15 protein-coding genes are annotated in these 17,747 nt (G+C 70.7%); 9 read left to right on the top strand and 6 right to left on the bottom strand.

The features are described from left to right. The 3 genes from ACNFOC_RS34270 to ACNFOC_RS34280 all read right to left on the bottom strand — a co-directional run. On the bottom strand, nt 1-1,085 hold a 1,085-nt coding region (locus ACNFOC_RS34270; RefSeq protein WP_416962934.1), incomplete at its 3' end, for an MFS transporter. A gap of 204 nt (nt 1,086-1,289) precedes the next feature. Further along, on the bottom strand, nt 1,290-2,246 hold the full coding sequence (meaB, locus tag ACNFOC_RS34275) for a methylmalonyl Co-A mutase-associated GTPase MeaB (protein ID WP_416962935.1): 957 nt from the start codon (nt 2,244-2,246) through the stop codon (nt 1,290-1,292). Between the two features lie 45 nt (nt 2,247-2,291). Next, the gene (locus tag ACNFOC_RS34280) at nt 2,292-3,494 is read right to left on the bottom strand and encodes an acetyl-CoA C-acetyltransferase (RefSeq protein ID WP_416962936.1); all 1,203 of its coding nucleotides are present in this window, start codon (nt 3,492-3,494) and stop codon (nt 2,292-2,294) included. Between the two features lie 149 nt (nt 3,495-3,643). Between ACNFOC_RS34280 and mce the strand changes: the two genes are divergently transcribed. From mce to ACNFOC_RS34295, 3 genes are all read left to right on the top strand, one after another. Next, the gene (mce, locus tag ACNFOC_RS34285) at nt 3,644-4,084 is read left to right on the top strand and encodes a methylmalonyl-CoA epimerase (protein ID WP_416962937.1); all 441 of its coding nucleotides are present in this window, start codon (nt 3,644-3,646) and stop codon (nt 4,082-4,084) included. A gap of 209 nt (nt 4,085-4,293) precedes the next feature. Continuing rightward, nucleotides 4,294-8,142 carry a polarized growth protein Scy gene (scy, locus tag ACNFOC_RS34290; RefSeq protein WP_416962938.1) on the top strand — a complete coding sequence of 1,283 codons (3,849 nt, stop codon included), beginning with the start codon at nt 4,294-4,296 and terminating at the stop codon, nt 8,140-8,142. Between the two features lie 184 nt (nt 8,143-8,326). Continuing rightward, a complete protein-coding gene (locus ACNFOC_RS34295; RefSeq protein WP_033285426.1) occupies nt 8,327-9,262 on the top strand; it encodes a coiled-coil domain-containing protein in 936 nt (311 codons plus the stop codon). A 48-nt stretch (nt 9,263-9,310) separates the two neighbouring features. Here ACNFOC_RS34295 and ACNFOC_RS34300 read toward each other — a convergent pair whose 3' ends face one another. Further along, on the bottom strand, nt 9,311-9,877 hold the full coding sequence (locus ACNFOC_RS34300; protein WP_416962939.1) for a TetR/AcrR family transcriptional regulator: 567 nt from the start codon (nt 9,875-9,877) through the stop codon (nt 9,311-9,313). A gap of 89 nt (nt 9,878-9,966) precedes the next feature. On the opposite strand from ACNFOC_RS34300, the gene ACNFOC_RS34305 reads away from it, so the two are divergent. The 5 genes from ACNFOC_RS34305 (at nt 9,967) to ACNFOC_RS34325 (ending at nt 15,323) form a co-directional block, all read left to right on the top strand. Beyond that, nucleotides 9,967-11,319 (top strand): MDR family MFS transporter, encoded by a 1,353-nt coding sequence (locus ACNFOC_RS34305; RefSeq protein WP_416962940.1) that lies wholly within the window; start codon nt 9,967-9,969, stop codon nt 11,317-11,319. 9 nt (nt 11,320-11,328) lie between these two features. Further along, the gene (locus ACNFOC_RS34310) at nt 11,329-12,300 is read left to right on the top strand and encodes an ABC transporter ATP-binding protein (protein WP_416962941.1); all 972 of its coding nucleotides are present in this window, start codon (nt 11,329-11,331) and stop codon (nt 12,298-12,300) included. A gap of 1 nt (nt 12,301) precedes the next feature. Continuing rightward, nucleotides 12,302-13,072 carry an ABC transporter permease gene (locus ACNFOC_RS34315; protein ID WP_416962942.1) on the top strand — a complete coding sequence of 257 codons (771 nt, stop codon included), beginning with the start codon at nt 12,302-12,304 and terminating at the stop codon, nt 13,070-13,072. A gap of 113 nt (nt 13,073-13,185) precedes the next feature. Continuing rightward, nucleotides 13,186-14,454, top strand: coding sequence for an ABC transporter ATP-binding protein (locus ACNFOC_RS34320; RefSeq protein ID WP_416962943.1), 1,269 nt, complete (start codon nt 13,186-13,188; stop codon nt 14,452-14,454). After that, entirely contained in the window at nt 14,451-15,323 is an 873-nt protein-coding gene (locus ACNFOC_RS34325; RefSeq protein WP_416962944.1) for an ABC transporter permease, read from the top strand. The genes ACNFOC_RS34320 and ACNFOC_RS34325 overlap by 4 nt, the downstream gene beginning before the upstream one ends. 42 nt (nt 15,324-15,365) lie before the next feature. Here the strand turns inward: ACNFOC_RS34325 and ACNFOC_RS34330 are convergent, their stop codons facing one another. Next, nucleotides 15,366-15,698 (bottom strand): Rv1322 family protein, encoded by a 333-nt coding sequence (locus ACNFOC_RS34330; RefSeq protein ID WP_416962945.1) that lies wholly within the window; start codon nt 15,696-15,698, stop codon nt 15,366-15,368. Between the two features lie 221 nt (nt 15,699-15,919). Between ACNFOC_RS34330 and ACNFOC_RS34335 the strand changes: the two genes are divergently transcribed. Next, nucleotides 15,920-16,948, top strand: a complete 1,029-nt coding sequence (locus ACNFOC_RS34335; protein WP_416962946.1) for an LLM class flavin-dependent oxidoreductase — start codon at nt 15,920-15,922, stop codon at nt 16,946-16,948. A 92-nt stretch (nt 16,949-17,040) separates the two neighbouring features. On the opposite strand, the gene ACNFOC_RS34340 is transcribed toward ACNFOC_RS34335, so the two are convergent. Further along, nucleotides 17,041-17,433 (bottom strand): SCO5389 family protein, encoded by a 393-nt coding sequence (locus tag ACNFOC_RS34340; protein ID WP_416962947.1) that lies wholly within the window; start codon nt 17,431-17,433, stop codon nt 17,041-17,043. Nucleotides 17,434-17,747: the final 314 nt, after the last annotated feature.

A 17,747-nucleotide genomic window follows, 5' to 3' on the forward strand; every position in this document is an offset into this window, starting at 1 on the left:
GAACTCCCCGCGTTCACCGCCATGTTGACCCACGCCCCCGCCTGCGTCCGCGCCTCCGGCGAAGCCACCTCGTCGGCGAGCAGATACGCCGTGGTCAACGCCGGCGCCACAAAGAACCCCGCACACCCCACCGCCACGGTGAGTGACCACACTCCCGAGGCGAACCCCGCCGCGGCCAACGCCACCCCGAGCCCCAACGCGGCCCCGGACAACCGAACCCGCGCGACCACACGCCAGTTGATCGCCCCGTTCAACAACCCACCCACCGCGCTCCCCGCCGACAACGCCGCCAGCACCCAGGGCACGACATCCTCGCCGTACCCCCACTGCTCCACGAAGGCCATCACCAACAGGTAGACCGCACTCAACGCGAGCCCCATCCCCCCGGCCACGACAACCGGACCGAGCAGCCCGCGAACCCTGGTGAGCCCCAACCCCCGCCCGGCGCCCGCCGATACGCGCACACCGGCCAGCGCCGGTGACATGACGAACGCGAACGTCCCGGTCACGATCAGGGCCGCGCTGAGCAGGACCCCGGCAGCCGGTGGAGCGAAGCCGAGCACCCCGCCGACCGCCAACGGGCCGACGACGTACAGGAGTTCCTCCGCGACGCCGTCGAGGCTGTACGCGCGCTGCAACAGCCCACGGTCACCGACGAGTTCGGCCCACACGGAGCGCATCGTGGGTCCAAGCGGGGGCGCGCACATGCCGGTGAGCGCGGCCACCGCGCCGAGCACCACAACCGGCGTTCCGGGACGCCACGTCACCGCCGCGAGGACGCACAGGAGACCGCCGTAGAGCATCGCCATGGGGAGGAGGGCGCGGCGGGGTCCGTGGCGGTCCACCAGGGCCGCGCGCAGGGGTAGCAGGAGGACGGTCGCGGTGCCGAAGACGGCCATGACCGTGCCGGCGGCGGCGTAGGAGCCGGTGGCGCGGACGACCGCGAGCAGGACCGCCGGCGAGACCATGCCGTACGAGAGGCGGCCGACGAGGGCTGCGGCGAACGTGCGGCGGGCGTACGGGACTTGGAGCACGGCGGCATACGAAGGGCACGCCGAAGTCGGCGTGGAAGAAGGCGCGGACATGCGAGAAGTTCCTCAACTGGAGGCAGGGAAAGGGGACGCCTGTGGGCCGCGCGACGGCGATGCGATGCAACGCAATGCGATCCGATGTGGTCGCTGCCGTGCGCGGGCCGAGGCGGGCCCTATGCCAAGAGGAGGAACATGCGGTCAACGTACCAACGGGACACGGCCGTTGACCATCGGGTTAGCCCCCGGTGATGCCCGCGATCAACCTTCCGTGATGCCCGCGATGAGCTCGTCCGCCGCCCGGTACGGATCCAGCTCGCCCGCCACGACCCGCTCGGCGAGAGCCCCGACCCGTCGATCCCCGTGCAGGTCACCGATGCGGGCCCGCAGAGCGGTGACCGCGATCGTCTCGACCTCGCGGGCCGCCCGGGCCGCGCGGCGTTCCGCGAGGACGCCGTGCTCCTCCATCCACGCCCGGTGCTTCTCCAGGGCCTCCACGACCTCGTCGATGCCCTCGGAGCGGGAGGCGACCGTCTTGACGATCGGGGGGCGCCAGTCGCCGGGGCCGCGGGCCTCGCCGAGGCCGAGCATGTGGTTCAGCTCGCGGGCGGTGGCGTCGGCGCCGTCGCGGTCGGCCTTGTTGACGACGTAGACGTCGCCGATCTCCAGGATCCCGGCCTTCGCCGCCTGGATGCCGTCGCCCATCCCCGGGGCCAGGAGCACGACAGAAGTGTCCGCCTGGGAGGCGATCTCCACCTCCGACTGGCCGACCCCGACCGTCTCGACCAGGATCACGTCGCAGCCCGCCGCGTCGAGGACGCGGATGGCCTGCGGGGCGGACCAGGCGAGGCCGCCGAGGTGGCCGCGGGTGGCCATCGAGCGGATGTAGACGCCGGGGTCGGAGGAGTGGTCCGACATGCGGACGCGGTCGCCGAGCAGGGCGCCGCCCGAGAACGGCGAGGACGGGTCGACGGCCAGGACGCCGACCCGCCTGCCCTGCTTGCGGTACGCCGTGACCAGCGCGGACGTCGAGGTCGACTTGCCCACACCCGGCGATCCGGTGAGACCCACGACGTAGGCCCCGCCGGTCAGCGGTGCGAGCGCCGCCATGACCTCCCTGAGCTGGGGGGACGCCCCCTCCACCAGGGAGATCAGCCGGGCCACGGCCCTGGGCCGGCCTTCCCTGGCCTGGGCCACCAGCGAGGCGACGTCCTGCATCACGGCTCCGTTCCTAGAGATATCCGGGATATCCGTACGACATGCTCAGGCCTTGGGTACCCGCACGATGAGCGCGTCACCCTGACCGCCGCCGCCGCACAGTGCCGCCGCGCCGACCCCGCCGCCGCGCCGCTTGAGCTCCAGGGCCAGGTGAAGGACGAGTCGGGCGCCGGACATGCCGATGGGGTGGCCCAGGGCGATGGCCCCGCCGTTGACGTTCACCTTTTCCGTGGACACCCCGAGGTCCTTCATTGACTGCACCGCCACGGCGGCGAAGGCCTCGTTGATCTCGATCAGGTCCAGGCTCTCGACCTCCAGGCCCTCCTTCTTCAGGGCGTGCAGGATCGCGTTGGAGGGCTGCGACTGGAGGGAGTTGTCGGGTCCCGCCACATTTCCGTGGGCGCCGATCTCGGCGATCCACTCCAGGCCCAGCTCCTGCGCCTTGGTCTTGCTCATCACGACCACGGCCGCGGCGCCGTCCGAGATCTGCGAGGCGGTGCCCGCGGTGATCGTGCCGTCCTTGGTGAACGCCGGGCGCAGCTTGCCGAGCGACTCGGCCGTGGTCTCCGCGCGGATGCCCTCGTCCTTGCTGAAGACGACGGCCTCGCCCTTGCGCTGCGGGATCTCGATGGGGGTGATCTCGGCCTCGAAGACGCCGTTCTGCTGGGCGGCGGCGGCCCGCTGGTGGGAGAGCGCGGCGATCTCGTCCTGCTCGGGGCGGGCGATGCCCAGCCGCGTGTTGTGCTTCTCCGTGGACTCGCCCATCGCGATGTTCTCGAAGGCGTCGGTCAGGCCGTCGTAGGCCATCGCGTCGAGCATCTCGATCGCGCCGTACTTGTATCCCTCGCGGGACTTGGGGAGCAGGTGGGGGGCGTTGGTCATGGACTCCTGGCCGCCCGCGACGATCACGTCGAACTCACCTGCACGGATGAGCTGGTCGGCGAGCGCGATGGCGTCGAGGCCCGAGAGGCACACCTTGTTGATGGTCAGCGCGGGGACGCTCATGGGGATGCCCGCCTTGACGGCGGCCTGGCGTGCCGGGATCTGCCCTGCCCCGGCCTGGAGCACCTGGCCCATGATCACGTACTGCACCTGGTCGCCACCGATACCCGCACGGTCGAGGGCGGCCTTGATCGCGAAGCCGCCGAGATCGGCTCCGGAGAAGGACTTCAGGGAGCCCAGCAACCGTCCCATGGGCGTCCGGGCGCCCGCGACGATCACCGAGGTCGTGCTGTTCGTTCCAGACATGAGGTGCGATCCCCTTCCAGCGTTTTTCAGCTGAGGAGTGAACGAGGGTTTACTTGAAATGTACTGAGCGGTAGACCACCCCGTCATCGGGCCGTCGGTGTGATCGCGCGCACGTTGCGTAACCATCGCGCTAGCGCTGCACTACATACATGCTGACGCGAATCGACCACATCGGGATCGCCTGCTTCGACCTCGACACGACTGTCGAGTTCTACCGGGCCACGTACGGCTTCGAGGTGTTCCACTCCGAGGTCAACGAGGAACAGGGCGTACGCGAGGCCATGTTGAAGATCAACAACACGGACGACGGCGGCGCCTCCTACCTCCAGCTCCTCGAACCCACCCGCGAGGACTCCGCCGTAGGAAAGTGGCTGGCGAAGAACGGGGAGGGGGTCCACCACATCGCCTTCGGTACGGCGGACGTCGACACGGACTCCGAGGACATCCGCGGGAAGGGCGTACGCGTTCTGTACAAGGAGCCCCGGCGCGGTTCCATGGGGTCACGGATCACGTTCCTGCACCCAAAGGATTGCCATGGCGTACTGACAGAACTGGTCACTTCGGCGCCTGTTGAGTCACCTGAGCACTGACCCCCGTACAAAAGGGCCGGTAGGGTTGGGGTCGGTCGTCGCTCGCAACCAGGGCAACGGCATGCCGGGGTCCGGGTTTCGGGGGGCGAGCGTCGGGCAGCAGCCCATGCTCCGTCGTTGATCTGACACCATTCCCCGGGAGCACCGTTCGATGGATGGACGGTGCTCGTTGGAGTAAACCGCGACCAGGGGACGGATGGGACCGCGCAGTGCGGGGCTACGAACGCCAGGAGCGAGAGCCGGCGGCTGACGTCGACCACCTCTCTCGGTTCGAGGCCGAGATGGAGCGGCTGAAGACCGAGCGGGAAAAGGCGATCCAGCATGCCGAGGACCTCGGCTACCAGGTCGAGGTGCTGCGCGCCAAGCTGCACGAGGCGCGCCGCACCCTCATGTCCCGACCGGCTTACGACGGCGGTGACATCGGCTATCAGGCCGAGCAGATGCTTCGTAATGCCCAGGTCCAGGCCGACCAGTTGCGGCAGGACGCCGAGCGCGAGCTGAGCCAGGCCCGCGCGCAGACCCAGCGCATCCTCCAGGAGCACGCCGAGCAGGCCGCGCGCCTCCAGGCGGAGCTGCACACGGAGGCCGTGACCCGGCGCCAGCAGCTCGACCAGGAGCTGGCGGAGCGCCGGCAGACCGTCGAGTCGCACGTCAACGAGAACGTGGCGTGGGCCGAGAACCTGCGCGCCCGCTCCGAGTCGCAGGCCCGCCGTCTCGTCGAGGAGTCGCGGACCGAGGCCGAGCAGGCCCTGGCCGCCGCCCGCGCCGAGGCCGAGCGGGTCGCCACCGAGGCCCGCCAGCGGCTGGAGATGGACGCCGAGGCGGCCCGCGCGGAGGCCGAGCAACTCCTGCGCCGCGCCCGCACGGACGCCGAGCGGCTGCTGAACGCGGCTTCCTCGCAGGCCCAGGAGGCCACCGACCACGCCGAGCAGCTGCGCAGCTCCACGGTCAACGAGTCGGACAGCGCCCGCCGTCAGGCCACCGAGCTGAGCCGGGCCGCCGAGACCCGCATGGCCGAGGCCGAAACCTCACTGCGTGAAGCGCGCCTGGAGGCGGAGAAGGTCCTCTCCGAGGCCAAGGAGGCCGCCGCCAAGGCCCTCTCCAGCGCCGAGTCCGCCAACGAGCAGCGCACGCGGACGGCGAAGGAGCAGGTCGCCCGGCTGGTCACGGAGGCCACCAAGGAGGCCGAGACCACCAAGTCGGACGCCGAGCAGATCGTCGCCGACGCCCAGGCCAAGGCCGACAAGATCGTCGCGGAGGCCGAGGAGAACGCGCGCAGCCTCACCGCCGAGGAGACCGCCTCCCAGCTCGCGAAGGCCGCCCGTACCGCCGAGGACGTCCTCGACAAGGCGTCCGAGGAGGCCAAGAACACCACGAAGGCCGCCACCGAGGAGGCCGAGCGGATCCGCTCCGAGGCGGAGGCCGAGGCCGACCGGCTGCGCGCCCAGGCGCACGACATCGCCGAGGGGCTCAAGGGCGCGGCGAAGGACGACACCAAGGAGTACCGGGCCAAGACGGTCGAGCTTCAGGAGGAGGCGCGCCGGCTGCGCGGCGAGGCCGAGCAGCTGCGCGCCGACGCGGTCGGCGAGGGCGAGCGCATCCGCGCCGAGGCCCGCCGCGAGGCCGTCCAGCAGATCGAGGAGGCGGCCAAGACCGCCGAGGAGCTGCTGTCGAAGGCCCGCGCGGACGCCGACGAGCTGCGCCAGACCGCCACCACGGACAGCGAGAAGGTCCGCACCGAGGCCATCGAGCGCGCCACCACGCTGCGCCGGCAGGCCGAGGAGACCCTCGACCGCACCCGCAAGGAAGCCGAGCGGCACCGCTCGGAGGTCATCGAGCAGTCCGAGGGCATCAAGGCCGACGCCGAACAGGCGGCGCGCGACCTGCGCGACGAGACCGAGCGGGCCATAGAGGCGCGCCGCGAGGAGGCCGCCGAGGGCCTGACGCGGCTGCACACGGAGACCGAGGAGCGGCTCGCCGCTGCCGAGCAGGCGCTCACCGACGCCCGCGAGGAGGCCGAGCGGATCCGCCGCGAGGCCGCCGAGGAGACCGAGCGACTGCGCGGCGAGGCCGCCGACCGCATCCGCTCCCTCCAGGCGCAGGCCGAGGCGGAGGCCGACCGGCTGCGCAACGAGGCCGCCGCCGACGCGTCCGCCTCGCGCGCCGAGGGCGAGGCCATCGCCGTACGCCTGCGGTCCGAGGCGTCCGCCGAGGCCGAGCGGCTCAAGACCGAGGCGCAGGACACCGCCGACCGCGTCCGCGCGGAGGCCCAGGCCGCCGCCGAGCGACTGGCCACGGAGGCGTCGGAGACGCTGGCCGCCGCCCAGGAGGAGGCCGTACGGCGTCGTCGTGAGGCCGAGGAGCTGCTCGGGTCGGCCCGTGAGGAGGCCGGGCAGGAGCGCGAGCAGGCCCGCGAGCAGAGCGAGGAGCTGCTGGCCTCGGCGCGCAACCGCGTCGAGGAGGCGCAGTCCGAGGCCGTACGGCTGGTCGAGGAGGCCGACCGGCGCGCCACCGAGATGGTGTCGGGCGCCGAGCAGCACGCGCAGCAGGTACGGGAGTCCGTCGCCGGGCTGCACGAGCAGGCCCAGGAGGAGATCGCCGGGATCAGGTCGGCCGCCGAGCACGTGGCGGACCGCACCCGGCGCGAGGCGCAGGAGGAGGCGGACCGGGTCCGCGCCGACGCCTACAGCGAGCGGGAGCGGGCCACCGAGGACGCCAACCGCGTCCGGCGCCGGGCGGCCGAGGAGACGGACGCCGCCAAGGCCCTTGCGGAGCGCACCGTTTCGGACGCCATCGCGGAGTCGGAGCGGCTGCGGTCGGAGGCCGCCGAGCACGCCCAGCAGGTGCGCACCCAGGCGTCGGACACGATCGCGCAGGCCGACCAGGACGCGGCGCGGGCCCGGGCGGACGCCCGCGAGGACGCCAACCGGATCCGTTCGGACGCGGCGACGCAGGCCGACACCCTCATCACCGAGGTGACGGCGGAGGCGGAGCGGCTCCAGACGGAGACGATCAACGAGGCCGAGCGGGTGCGCTCGGAGGCCGTGGCCAAGGCCGGGAAACTCATCGCGGACGCGACCGGGGACGCGGAGCGGCTGCGTGCCGAGGCCGCCGACACGGTGGGTTCCGCGCAGCAGCACGCCGAGCGGATCCGCAACGAGTCCAACCGTCTCAAGGCGGACGCGGAGGCGGAGGCGGAGCGGGTCACCTCGGCGGCGCGCGAGGAGTCCGAGCGGACGCTGGACGAGGCCCGCAAGGAGGCCAACAAACGGCGCTCCGAGGCGGCCGAGCAGGTCGACACCCTCATCACGGAGACCGCGGCCGAGGCCGACAAGCTGCTCAGCGAGGCCCAGCAGCAGGCGCAGAAGACGACGGCGGACGCCGAGGCGCAGGCCGACTCGATGGTCGGCGCGGCCCGCAGCGAGGCCGACCGGCTGGTGTCCGAGGGCACGATCGAGGGCAACTCCCGGGTGGAGCAGGCCCGTACGGACGCGGACGAGCTGCTCGTCGGCGCGCGCCGGGACGCCACCGCCATAAGGGAGCGGTCCGAGGAGCTGCGCGACCGCATCACCACCGAGATCGAGAACCTGCACGAGCGGGCCCGCCGTGAGTCCGCCGAGACGATGAAGTCGGCCGGCGACCGCTGCGACGCGCTCATCAAGGCGGCCGAGGAGCAGCTCGGCAAGGCGCAGATGAAGGCCAAGGAGCTGGTCTCGGAGGCCAACTCCGAGGCGGGCAAGGTCCGTATCGCCGCCGTGAAGAAGGCCGAGGGTCTCCTCAAGGAGGCCGAGCAGAAGAAGTCCACGCTCATCCGCGAGGCCGAGGAGCTGAAGGCGGAGGCGATCCGCGAGGCCCGCCGCACGGTCGAGGAGGGCAAGCGCGATCTGGAGGTGCTCGTCCGCCGCCGCGAGGACATCAACGCCGAGATCTCCCGTGTCCAGGACGTCCTGGAGGCGTTGGAGTCTTTCGAGGCCCCGACAGCGGCCAAGGACGGCGGGGTCAAGGCGGGAGCCACGGCGGGCGCAACTCGTTCGGGTGGCAAGTCTGTTGAAGGTTAAGAAGACCCTGTGAGGTTAGGGGTGTTCTGGGGCCTTTGACCCGGTCTTTGGCAAGCGGTCGGACGGTTAGCCACTCAAAAGAGGTGTCATTCTCCAGATCAAACACGTATCCGCTCGATGACACACCGCTTCGGCCCCTAGGATTCCCCCTATCACCTCACCGGTCTCATTCGACAGGAACCCCATGAGCGACACTTCCCCCTACGGCTTCGAGCTTGTGCGGCGTGGGTACGACCGCGCTCAGGTGGACGAACGCATCTCGAAGCTCGTCTCCGACCGTGACAGCGCTCTGGCCCGTATCACTGCTCTCGAAAAGCGCATCGAGGAGCTCCACCTCGAAACGCAGAACGCCGCGGCCCAGGTAAGCGACGCGGAGCCGTCGTACGCCGGGCTCGGCGCGCGGGTCGAGAAGATCCTCCGCCTCGCCGAGGAAGAGGCCAAGGACCTGCGCGAGGAGGCCCGGCGCGCGGCCGAGCAGCACCGCGAACTCGCGGAGTCCGCTGCTCAGCAGGTCCGCAATGACGCAGAATCGTTCGCTGCGGAGCGCAAGTCCAAGGCCGAGGACGAGGGCGTCCGGATCGTCGAGAAGGCCAAGAGCGACTCCGCCCAGCTGCGTGGCGAGGCTCAGAAGGACGCGCAGCAGAAGCGCGAGGAGGCCGACGCCCTCTTCGAGGAGACCCGCGCCAAGGCCGCGCAGGCCGCCGCCGACTTCGAGACGAACCTCGCCAAGCGCCGCGAGCAGTCCGAGCGCGACCTGGCGTCGCGTCAGCAGAAGGCCGAGAAGCGCCTCGCGGAGATCGAGCACCGCGCGGAGCAGCTTCGCCTTGAGGCCGAGAAGCTGCGTACGGACGCGGAGCGTCGCGCCCGTCAGACGGTGGAGACGGCTCAGCGCCAGGCCGAGGACATCGTGGCCGACGCGAACGCCAAGGCCGACCGCATCCGTTCGGAATCCGAGCGCGAGCTGGCCGCCCTGACGAACCGTCGCGACAGCATCAACGCGCAGCTGACGAACGTGCGCGAGATGCTCGCCACGCTCACCGGCGCCGCGGTGGCCGCCGCGAGCTCGCCGGTCGAGGACGAGCCGATCTCTCGTGGAGTTCCGGCTCAGCAGTCCCGGTAAGCACCTGTCGTAAAGCCGAGGCCCGCATTCCCTCAGGGGGTGCGGGCCTCAGCCGTGTCCGGCCAGCAGGGGCAGGTACACGTCGTCGACGATCCCGACGAGGGTGGCGTCGGCGACCGGGTCGCGGGAGAGGACCATCTCGTAACGCAGCAGGTCCGCGGGGACGGTGACGGCCCGCCGGGGGAGGTCGGCGGTGGGGATCTCACCCCGCTTCACGGCACGCCGAAGCAGCGTCAGCAGGATGTCGTGCATGATCCCGAAGACCTTCGGGTCCAGGTCGGTCGCCTCCGCGAGCAGGCCCCGGATGACGTCCGGGCCGATCTCCCGCTGCCGTTCGGCCATCAACCGCAGCAGGGTGAGCAGGTCCTCGCGCAACTCCCCGGTGTCCGGCACCTGGTCGACGATGAAGCCGGTGCGGTGCGGCAGGGCGGCCTTGACGAGTTCGGCGCGGTTGGGCCAGCGGCGGTAGAGGACCTGCTTGCCGGTGCGGGCGCGGGCCGCGACGCCCTCCATGGTGAGGCGGGCGTAGCCGACGTCGGCGAGCTCGTCCCACACGGCGTCCAGGATGTCGGCCTCCAGGGCCGCGCCCCGCCGTCGTGTGCTGTCACCGGGCACCGGCACACCTCCCTTAAGAGACCTTGCGTCTCCTATCTCGTCCAGCTTATCGTGCGGTTAAGAGACGCACCGTCTCCAAAGGGGGAACCGTGTCGACCACCACCACCCGCCTCGACCCCGCCGTCCGCAAGCTCGCCGGCATTCTCGTCCTGGGCGCCCTCGCCCCACTGCTCGACAGCACGATCGTCTCCATCGCCCTGCACACCCTGGGCCACGACCTGAACGCGTCGACGACGAGCCTGCAATGGGTCAGCACCGCGTATCTCCTCGCCCTCGCCACGGTCGTCCCGGTCTCCGGCTGGGCCGTCGAACGCTTCGACTCCCGCAGCGTCTGGCGCGGCGCGCTGACCCTCTTCCTCACCGGGTCCCTGCTCTGCGGGCTCGCCTGGAACATCGGCTCGCTGATCGCCTTCCGGGTCGTGCAGGGCATCGGCGGCGGACTGCTGCTGCCCGTCATGCAGACCCTGGTCATGCGCGCCGCCGGCGGCCGCAGCCTCGGCCGCCTGATGGCGGCGATCACCCTGCCCGCCATGGTCGTACCGATCCTCGGCCCGGTCGTCGGCGGCCTGATCGTCGGCCACCTCAGCTGGCGCTGGATCTTCTACGTCAACCTGCCCGTCTGCCTGCTGGCCCTCGCCCTGGCCTGGCGCGGCGTCCCGAAGGACACCCCGCGCCCCGGCCACCACCTGGACCTGACCGGCCTCCTGCTCCTCTCCCCCGGCCTCGCCACCGTGGTCTACGGCCTGTCCGAGACCGGCGTCGCCCGCGCGACGGCGATCCCGGTGGGCGCCGTACTCATAGCCCTGTTCGCCCGCCACGCGCTGCGCACCCGCGAACCCCTCGTGGATCTGCGCCTGTTCAAGGACCGCGCGTTCGCCGTCTCCTCGATCCTGACGTTCCTCAACGGGCTCGCCCTGTTCGGCGGGATGTTCCTGCTCCCCCTCTACTACCAACAGGCGCGCGGCGAGGGCGTGATCGCGGCCGGGCTGCTGCTGGCGCCGCAGGGCCTGGGCAGTCTGCTGGCCCGCGTCACCGGCCCGCTGACCGACCGGCTCGGGCCGCGCCCGGTCACCGTGGCGGGCATGCTGCTGTGCGCGCTGGGCACCCTCCCCTTCCTTCTCCAGCGTCCCGGCGCCGCGCTGCTCCTCGTCGCCCTGGTCGTGCGCGGCCTCGGGGTGAGCGCGGCCAACATGGCGGTCATGGTGGGCGCGTATCAGGGTCTCGACCGCGCCCGCATCCCGCACGCGAGCACCACCGTCCGGATCGTCCAGCAGCTCGGCGGGTCCGTCGGCACGGCCGTACTGGCGACGGTCCTCGCGCACGGGCACGGCGGCACGGCGTTCCCGCACGCGTTCGCGTGGGCGACGGCGTTCACCGTTGTTGCCTGCCTAGTCGGACTCTGTTTGCCCGTTCGGGTGGCATCCGCCGAACGCCCGTCTTAGCGTGGCCGCATGATCGAGCTCGAGGGGCTGACCAAGCGGTACGGCGAGAAGGTGGCGGTCAACAACCTCACCTTCGCCGTCAGACCCGGCATCGTCACGGGCTTCCTCGGCCCGAACGGCGCCGGCAAGTCGACGACCATGCGCATGATGCTCGGGCTCGACCGGCCGACCGCCGGTGACGTGCGCATCGACGGCCAGCACTACGACCAGCTCAAGGACCCGCTGAAGTACATCGGCGCCCTCCTCGACGCCAAGGCCATGCACGGCGGGCGCAGCGCCTTCAACCATCTGCTGTGTCTCGCGCAGAGCAACGGCATCTCGACGGCCCGCGTCCACGAGGTGCTGGACACCGTCGGTCTCACGACCGTCGCGAAGAAGAAGGCCAAGGGGTTCTCACTGGGCATGGGACAGCGGCTCGGTATCGCGGGCGCGCTGCTCGGTGATCCCCGCATCCTGATGTTCGACGAGCCGGTCAACGGGCTCGACCCCGAGGGCATCCACTGGATCCGCAACCTGATGAAGTCCCTTGCCGGGCAGGGCCGTACGGTCTTCGTCTCCTCGCACCTGATGAGCGAGATGGCGCTGACGGCCGACCACCTCGTCGTCATCGGCCAGGGCCGGCTCCTCGCGGACACCTCCATGGCCGACTTCATCCAGCAGAACTCGCGCTCCTACGTCCGGATCCGCACCCCGCAGCGGGAGCGGCTGCTCGACGTGCTGCACCAGGCCGGGATCACCGTCGTCGAGTCCGGCAGCGGGGTCCTGGAGGTGGACGGCGGCAGGTCCGAGCAGATCGGTGAGCTGGCCGCGTCGCACCAGCTCGTGCTGCACGAGCTGAGTCCCCAACAGGCCTCCCTGGAGGAGGCGTTCATGCAGTTGACCGCGGAGTCGGTGGAGTACCACGCGCATTCCGACGCATCACCACCCCCCGTGGCGCCTGCCCAGCAGCAGGGCTGGGGCGATGGCTGGAAGAAGGGCTGACATGGCGGCGACCCAGGTCATCCGGTCGGAGTGGACCAAGATCCGTTCCGTCGCGTCGACGGTGTGGACGCTCTCACTGGCCGTGGTGGTGACGATCGGGCTCGGCATGCTCATCTCGGCGCTGTCGAAGAGCCAGTTCGACGACATGAGCGCCGAGGACAAGCTGTCCTTCGATCCGACGTTCATCAGCTTCGCCGGGATGAGTCTCGGTCAGCTCGCGATGATCGTGTTCGGGGTGCTCGTCGTGTCGAACGAGTACAGCACCGGCATGATCCGCACCTCGCTCGCGGCCGTACCGCAGCGCGGCACCTTCCTGTTCGGCAAGATCGCGGTGGCCACCGGGCTCTGTCTCGTCGTCGGGCTCGTGACCAGCTTCCTCACGTTCTTCCTCGGGCAGGCGATGCTCGGCTCCCACAAGGCGGAGATCGGCGACTCCGGTGTGCTGCGCGCGGTGATCGGCGGCGGGCTCTACATGACCCTGATCGCGATGTTCTCCATGGGCGTCGCCTCGATGCTGCGCTCGCCGATGCTGTCGCTGGGCATCCTGATGCCGTTCTTCTTCCTGATCTCCAACATCCTCGGCAACGTCTCCGCGACGAAGAAGATCGGCCAGTACCTGCCCGACCAGGCCGGCAGCAAGATCATGCAGGTGGTCACCCCGGTGGACGACTCCGCGCCGTACGGACCGTGGGGCGGGTTCGGGATCATGGCGCTGTGGGTGGTCGCCGCGCTCGCGGGCGCGTACGTCCTCCTGAAGCGCCGGGACGCGTAGCCGGGGCCATGGCTTTACTTTCCTTTGGGCGGAACCGTCAGCGCCCCGATATCCTCCTAACCCTTACGGGGGCGTGTGCCCTGCTGTCCTGATCCTTTCGATGGGTGCGGAGCATGATCGAGGCTGTCGGCCTGACCAAGCGCTACGGCGACAAGACCGCCGTGTACAACCTTTCCTTCCAGGTGCGGCCCGGTGCCGTCACCGGTTTCCTCGGGCCCAACGGCTCGGGCAAGTCGACGACGATGCGCATGATCCTCGGCCTGGACAACCCCACGTCGGGACAGGTGACGATCGGCGGCTTCCCCTACCGCAAGCTGCCGAACGCCCCCAGACAGGTCGGCGCCCTGCTCGACGCCAAGGCCGTGCACGGCGGCCGGAGCGCCCGCAGCCATCTGCTGAGCCTGGCCCAGCTCTCGGGCATCCCGGCCCGGCGCGTGGACGAGGTGCTCGGGGTCGTGGGCCTCCAGGACGTGGCGCGAAAGCGCTCCAAGGGCTTCTCCCTCGGCATGGGCCAGCGGCTCGGCATCGCCGCCGCGCTCCTCGGCGACCCGCAGGTCCTGCTCTTCGACGAGCCGGTCAACGGCCTCGACCCCGAGGGCATCCTCTGGGTGCGGAACCTGATGAAGGCGCTCGCGGCGGAGGGCCGTACCGTCTTCGTCTCCTCGCACCTGATGAGCGAGATGGCGCTGACGGCGGACCACCTCATCGTGATCGGGCGCGGACAGCTCCTGTCGGACATGAGCGTGCGGGACTTCATCTCGGCGAACTCCGCCGACTTCGCGCGCGTGCGCACCCCCGACAGCGAGCCCCAGCTGCGCGAGAAGCTGACCTCCGCGCTGACCGAGGCGGGCGGCCACGTGCTGCCCGAGCAGGACGGCGGGCTGCGCGTCACGGGACTGCCGCTGCCGCGCATCAGCGACATCGCGCACGACACGGACGTACGCCTGTGGGAGCTGTCCCCGCATCAGGCCTCGCTGGAGGAGGCGTACATGCGGATGACGCAGGGCGCCGTCGACTACCGCTCGACGATCGACCAGAAGGCCGGCCTGATGCAGCAGCTGCCGCCGGGCGCGCAGCCGCCCATGCCGGTACCGGGCCAGGGCCAGCCGGGCTGGTACGCGCCGCCGTCACCGCAGCAGGGCGGCCAGCCGTTCGCGATGGGCCAGCCCCCGGCGAATCCGTACGGCGCCCCGAATCCGTATGGCGCCCCTGCGGCCCCCGGCGGGGGCGTACCGGGCTCGTACGGACCTCCGGCACCCATGCCCCCGCAGACACCGGCACAGCCGCCCCAGACCGCCCCTGCACCGACTGCGGACGCACCCTCGGCCACCTCCACCCCAACTCCCACCCCCGACCTGACCAAGCCCGAGGACGCCCGATGAGTACGCCTCAGACTCCGATGCCGCCGGCAGCCGCGCCCAACTGGCAGGCGGCGCCCGGTCCTTCGTACGGCGGGTACACCTCGCCGATCCCGGTGGTGCGCACGCATCTCGGGCATGCGCTCGCCTCCGAGTGGACGAAGATCAAGTCGGTGCGTTCGACGATCTGGACGCTCGGTGTGTTCGTGGTCCTCGTCGTCGGCATCGGCCTGCTCGCCGCCGTCGTGGTCAGCAACTCCTCCTCGGAGCTGCGCGGCGAGAACCCGCTCTCCTACGGCTTCTTCGGGCTGCTGCTCGGCTGCATGTGCATCATCACGCTCGGCGTGCTGACCACGGCCTCGGAGTACGGCACCGGCATGATCCGCACGACGATGACCGCGTGCCCCAGCCGCGGCCGGGTCCTCGCGGCGAAGTCGATCGTGTTCTTCGGGGTCGCCTTCGTGGTCACCCTGGTGGCCTCGGGGTTCATCGCCTTCGTGGACGCCTCGCTGCTGGAGAACAACGGCGCGAAGGACCCGTCCACCTCCGAGTGGCTCAAGGGGACCGTCGGCGTCTCCCTCTACATCGCGCTGCTCGGGCTGCTCTCGCTGATCATCGGCTCGATCATCCGGCACTCGGCGGGCGCGATCACCGTCATGATCGGCGCGGTACTCGCCCCGCTGGTCGTCGCGCTGTTCATGTTCTCGCAGTCGCTGGAGGACGTGCGCCAGAAGCTGTTCGAGTACTCGATCCCGAACCAGCTGAGCGTCTTCTACTCCAACTCCCTCACCGACTCCGGCCCTTCGGGCTGGGACCCGCTGTGGATCATCGTGGGGGTGACGGCCGTGGCGTTCGCGGGCGCCGTCGCGCTGCTGGAGAAGCGGGACGTGTGAGCAGTACCACTCTTTAAAAGGTCGGCTCTTTGAAAGGCCGGCCTAGAACCTCGGCGCGTTCCTGGACCGCTGCACCCGTGTGGTGCGGCGGTCCTTCGCGTTCCAGCAGGCCTTGTGCCAGTGGCGGCGGTCGTCCACGCCCGCGTGCTCCGGCCAGGCCACGACGTGCGGGACGCCGGAGGGGATCTGCTGGTCGCAGCCGGGGCAGCGGTACGTCTTGCCCTGCGCGCTCGCCCCGGCGACGTGGCGCACGCTCCACTCCTCGCCCTGCCAGTGCTCGGTGGACTGCCAGCCGCCGTAGCGGCCCGAGCGCTCGTCGTCGGCGCTCTGGCCGGGGGAACCGGACTCCTTGGGTCGGTTGCGACGCGGGGACACAGAACACCTCACGGGGCTATACAGGAGGCAAGGGCTGTGTCCAGCGTACGTGGCGCGCGCAGGGGTACGCGAAGGGCAGCAACCCGTACAAGTCCCCCTCGGGACCGCGCATTCTGCAGACAATCCGCAAATCTCTTCGCCAGGCCGTGTCCTCGGCACGTGTCGGACGGTTATGCCCGGTGGGGGAGCTCCGTGTCGGAGCCAAGGAAGCAGGAAGAGCCATGCGCGTCGGAAGTTTTGTGTTGGCGGCCCAGTTCCCGGGGCAGGGCCAGGGGGAGGCCCTGCACCGCGCGGTCCGCTCGGTGGAGATCGCGGAGGAGGCCGGTCTCGACACGGCCTGGCTGGCCGAGCACCATTTCGTGCCCTACGGCACCTGCCCGTCCGCGATCACCCTGGCCGCGTTACTGCTGGGCCGCACCCGGCGCATCCGCGTCGGCACCGCGGTCAGCGTGCTGCCCACGGTCCACCCGGTCGCCCTCGGCGAGCAGGCCGCGCTGCTGCACGTGACGAGCGGCGGGCGCTTCTCGCTGGGCGTGGGGCGCGGCGGGCCGTGGGTCGACCTGGAGGTGTTCGGCTCGGGTCTCGCCGCGTACGAACAGGGGTTCCCGGAGTCACTCGATCTGCTGATGCGCTGGCTGCGCGAGCCGTCGGTCGCGGGCACCGGTGACCGCTTCGCGTTCCGTGAAGTGCCCGTCGTACCAAGGCCGTCGGAGGCGCTGTCGGACGCGCCGGGCCCCGAGGTCGTCGTCGCCTGCACCTCGCCCGCGAGCGTGCGGCTGGCGGCCGAGCGGGGCCTGCCGATGCTGCTGGGCATGCATGTCGGGGACGAGGAGAAGGCCGAGATGGTCGCCCTGTGGCGGCAGTCGGCGCGGGCGGCCCGGCGGCCCGTGGAGGAGGTCCACAGTGCGGCCCATGTGTCGGCCGGTGTCTGCCAGATCGCGGACAGGCGCGCGGACGCCGTGGAGGCCCTGGTGAAGGCGATGCCGGGCTGGCTGAAGCAGGGGCTCGACGCCCATGTGACGGTGGACGACCGCGAGCGCCGGATGCGCGACCCGCTCGCGTACACCGAACTCCTTTGCGGACTGCACCCGGTGGGCACCCCGCGGCTGTGCGCCGACCGGCTCGCGGCGACCTCCGAGCGGACCGGCATCTCCCGCTTCGCGCTGCTCGTCGAGGGGTCCGGAGACCTCGCGGCGACCGAGGAGAACGTACGGCGGCTCGGCGCCGAGGTGCTCCCTCACCTCGGCTGAGCGAACCGCGCTGGACGATCCGCGGGGAGCTTGCCGCCCCGTACAGAACACCTCCCGCGTACGGAGCGGCAAGCAAGTGCGCCGTCGCTGCGTCAGCAGTCCCTGAACTCCGGGGACTGGTTGAGCAGTTGGCTGCGCACGGAGGTGAAGCGGGCCAGCGACTCGTCCACCGCGCCGTCCAGCGGGAACACCGCCACCCGGTGGCAGTTCTGGAAGGCCAGGCGTACACCGAAGTGCCGCTGCAGCGCGCCGCGTATCGCGTCACTCGCGAGCGCACGCAGCAACTGACCGCGTGCCTGCTCGTCCGGCGGCGGCGTCTGGTTGTCGGCGAACGCACCGCCGTCGACCTTCAGCTGAGCCACCAGGGAGCTGATCATCTCCCATGCGTAAGGCAGGGAGGTCCGGACGCAGTCGACGAATTCAGCTTCGTCGACCTCGCCTCGCTCGGCCTTTTCGAGTAGGGCCGGTGAGACGTCGAGCGACATGGGTTCTCCTCTCGCACCCCCAACTCGCGGGGGTTGCCGGACAGGTAAGGGAGTCCGCGATTACGAACACGCTGCGTACACGTCTCGCGACCTCCCGTTTATACGGTAGGCAACGGAGGGGGGCGGCACCAGGAGAATGCGTACATAGGGAACTCCCAATAGGCCCACAATCGGCCATGAATGAACAAGGGGCGTCACGGGTCTTCCAGGGCGAATCGCGTTCGCTGCCGCCCGTCGAGTAGCGTTGCCCACCATGCGTCTCGTCATTGCCCGGTGTTCCGTGGACTACGCGGGCCGGCTCACCGCCCACCTCC

Source organism: Streptomyces colwelliae (assembly GCF_048158785.1).
Classification (GTDB): domain Bacteria; phylum Actinomycetota; class Actinomycetes; order Streptomycetales; family Streptomycetaceae; genus Streptomyces.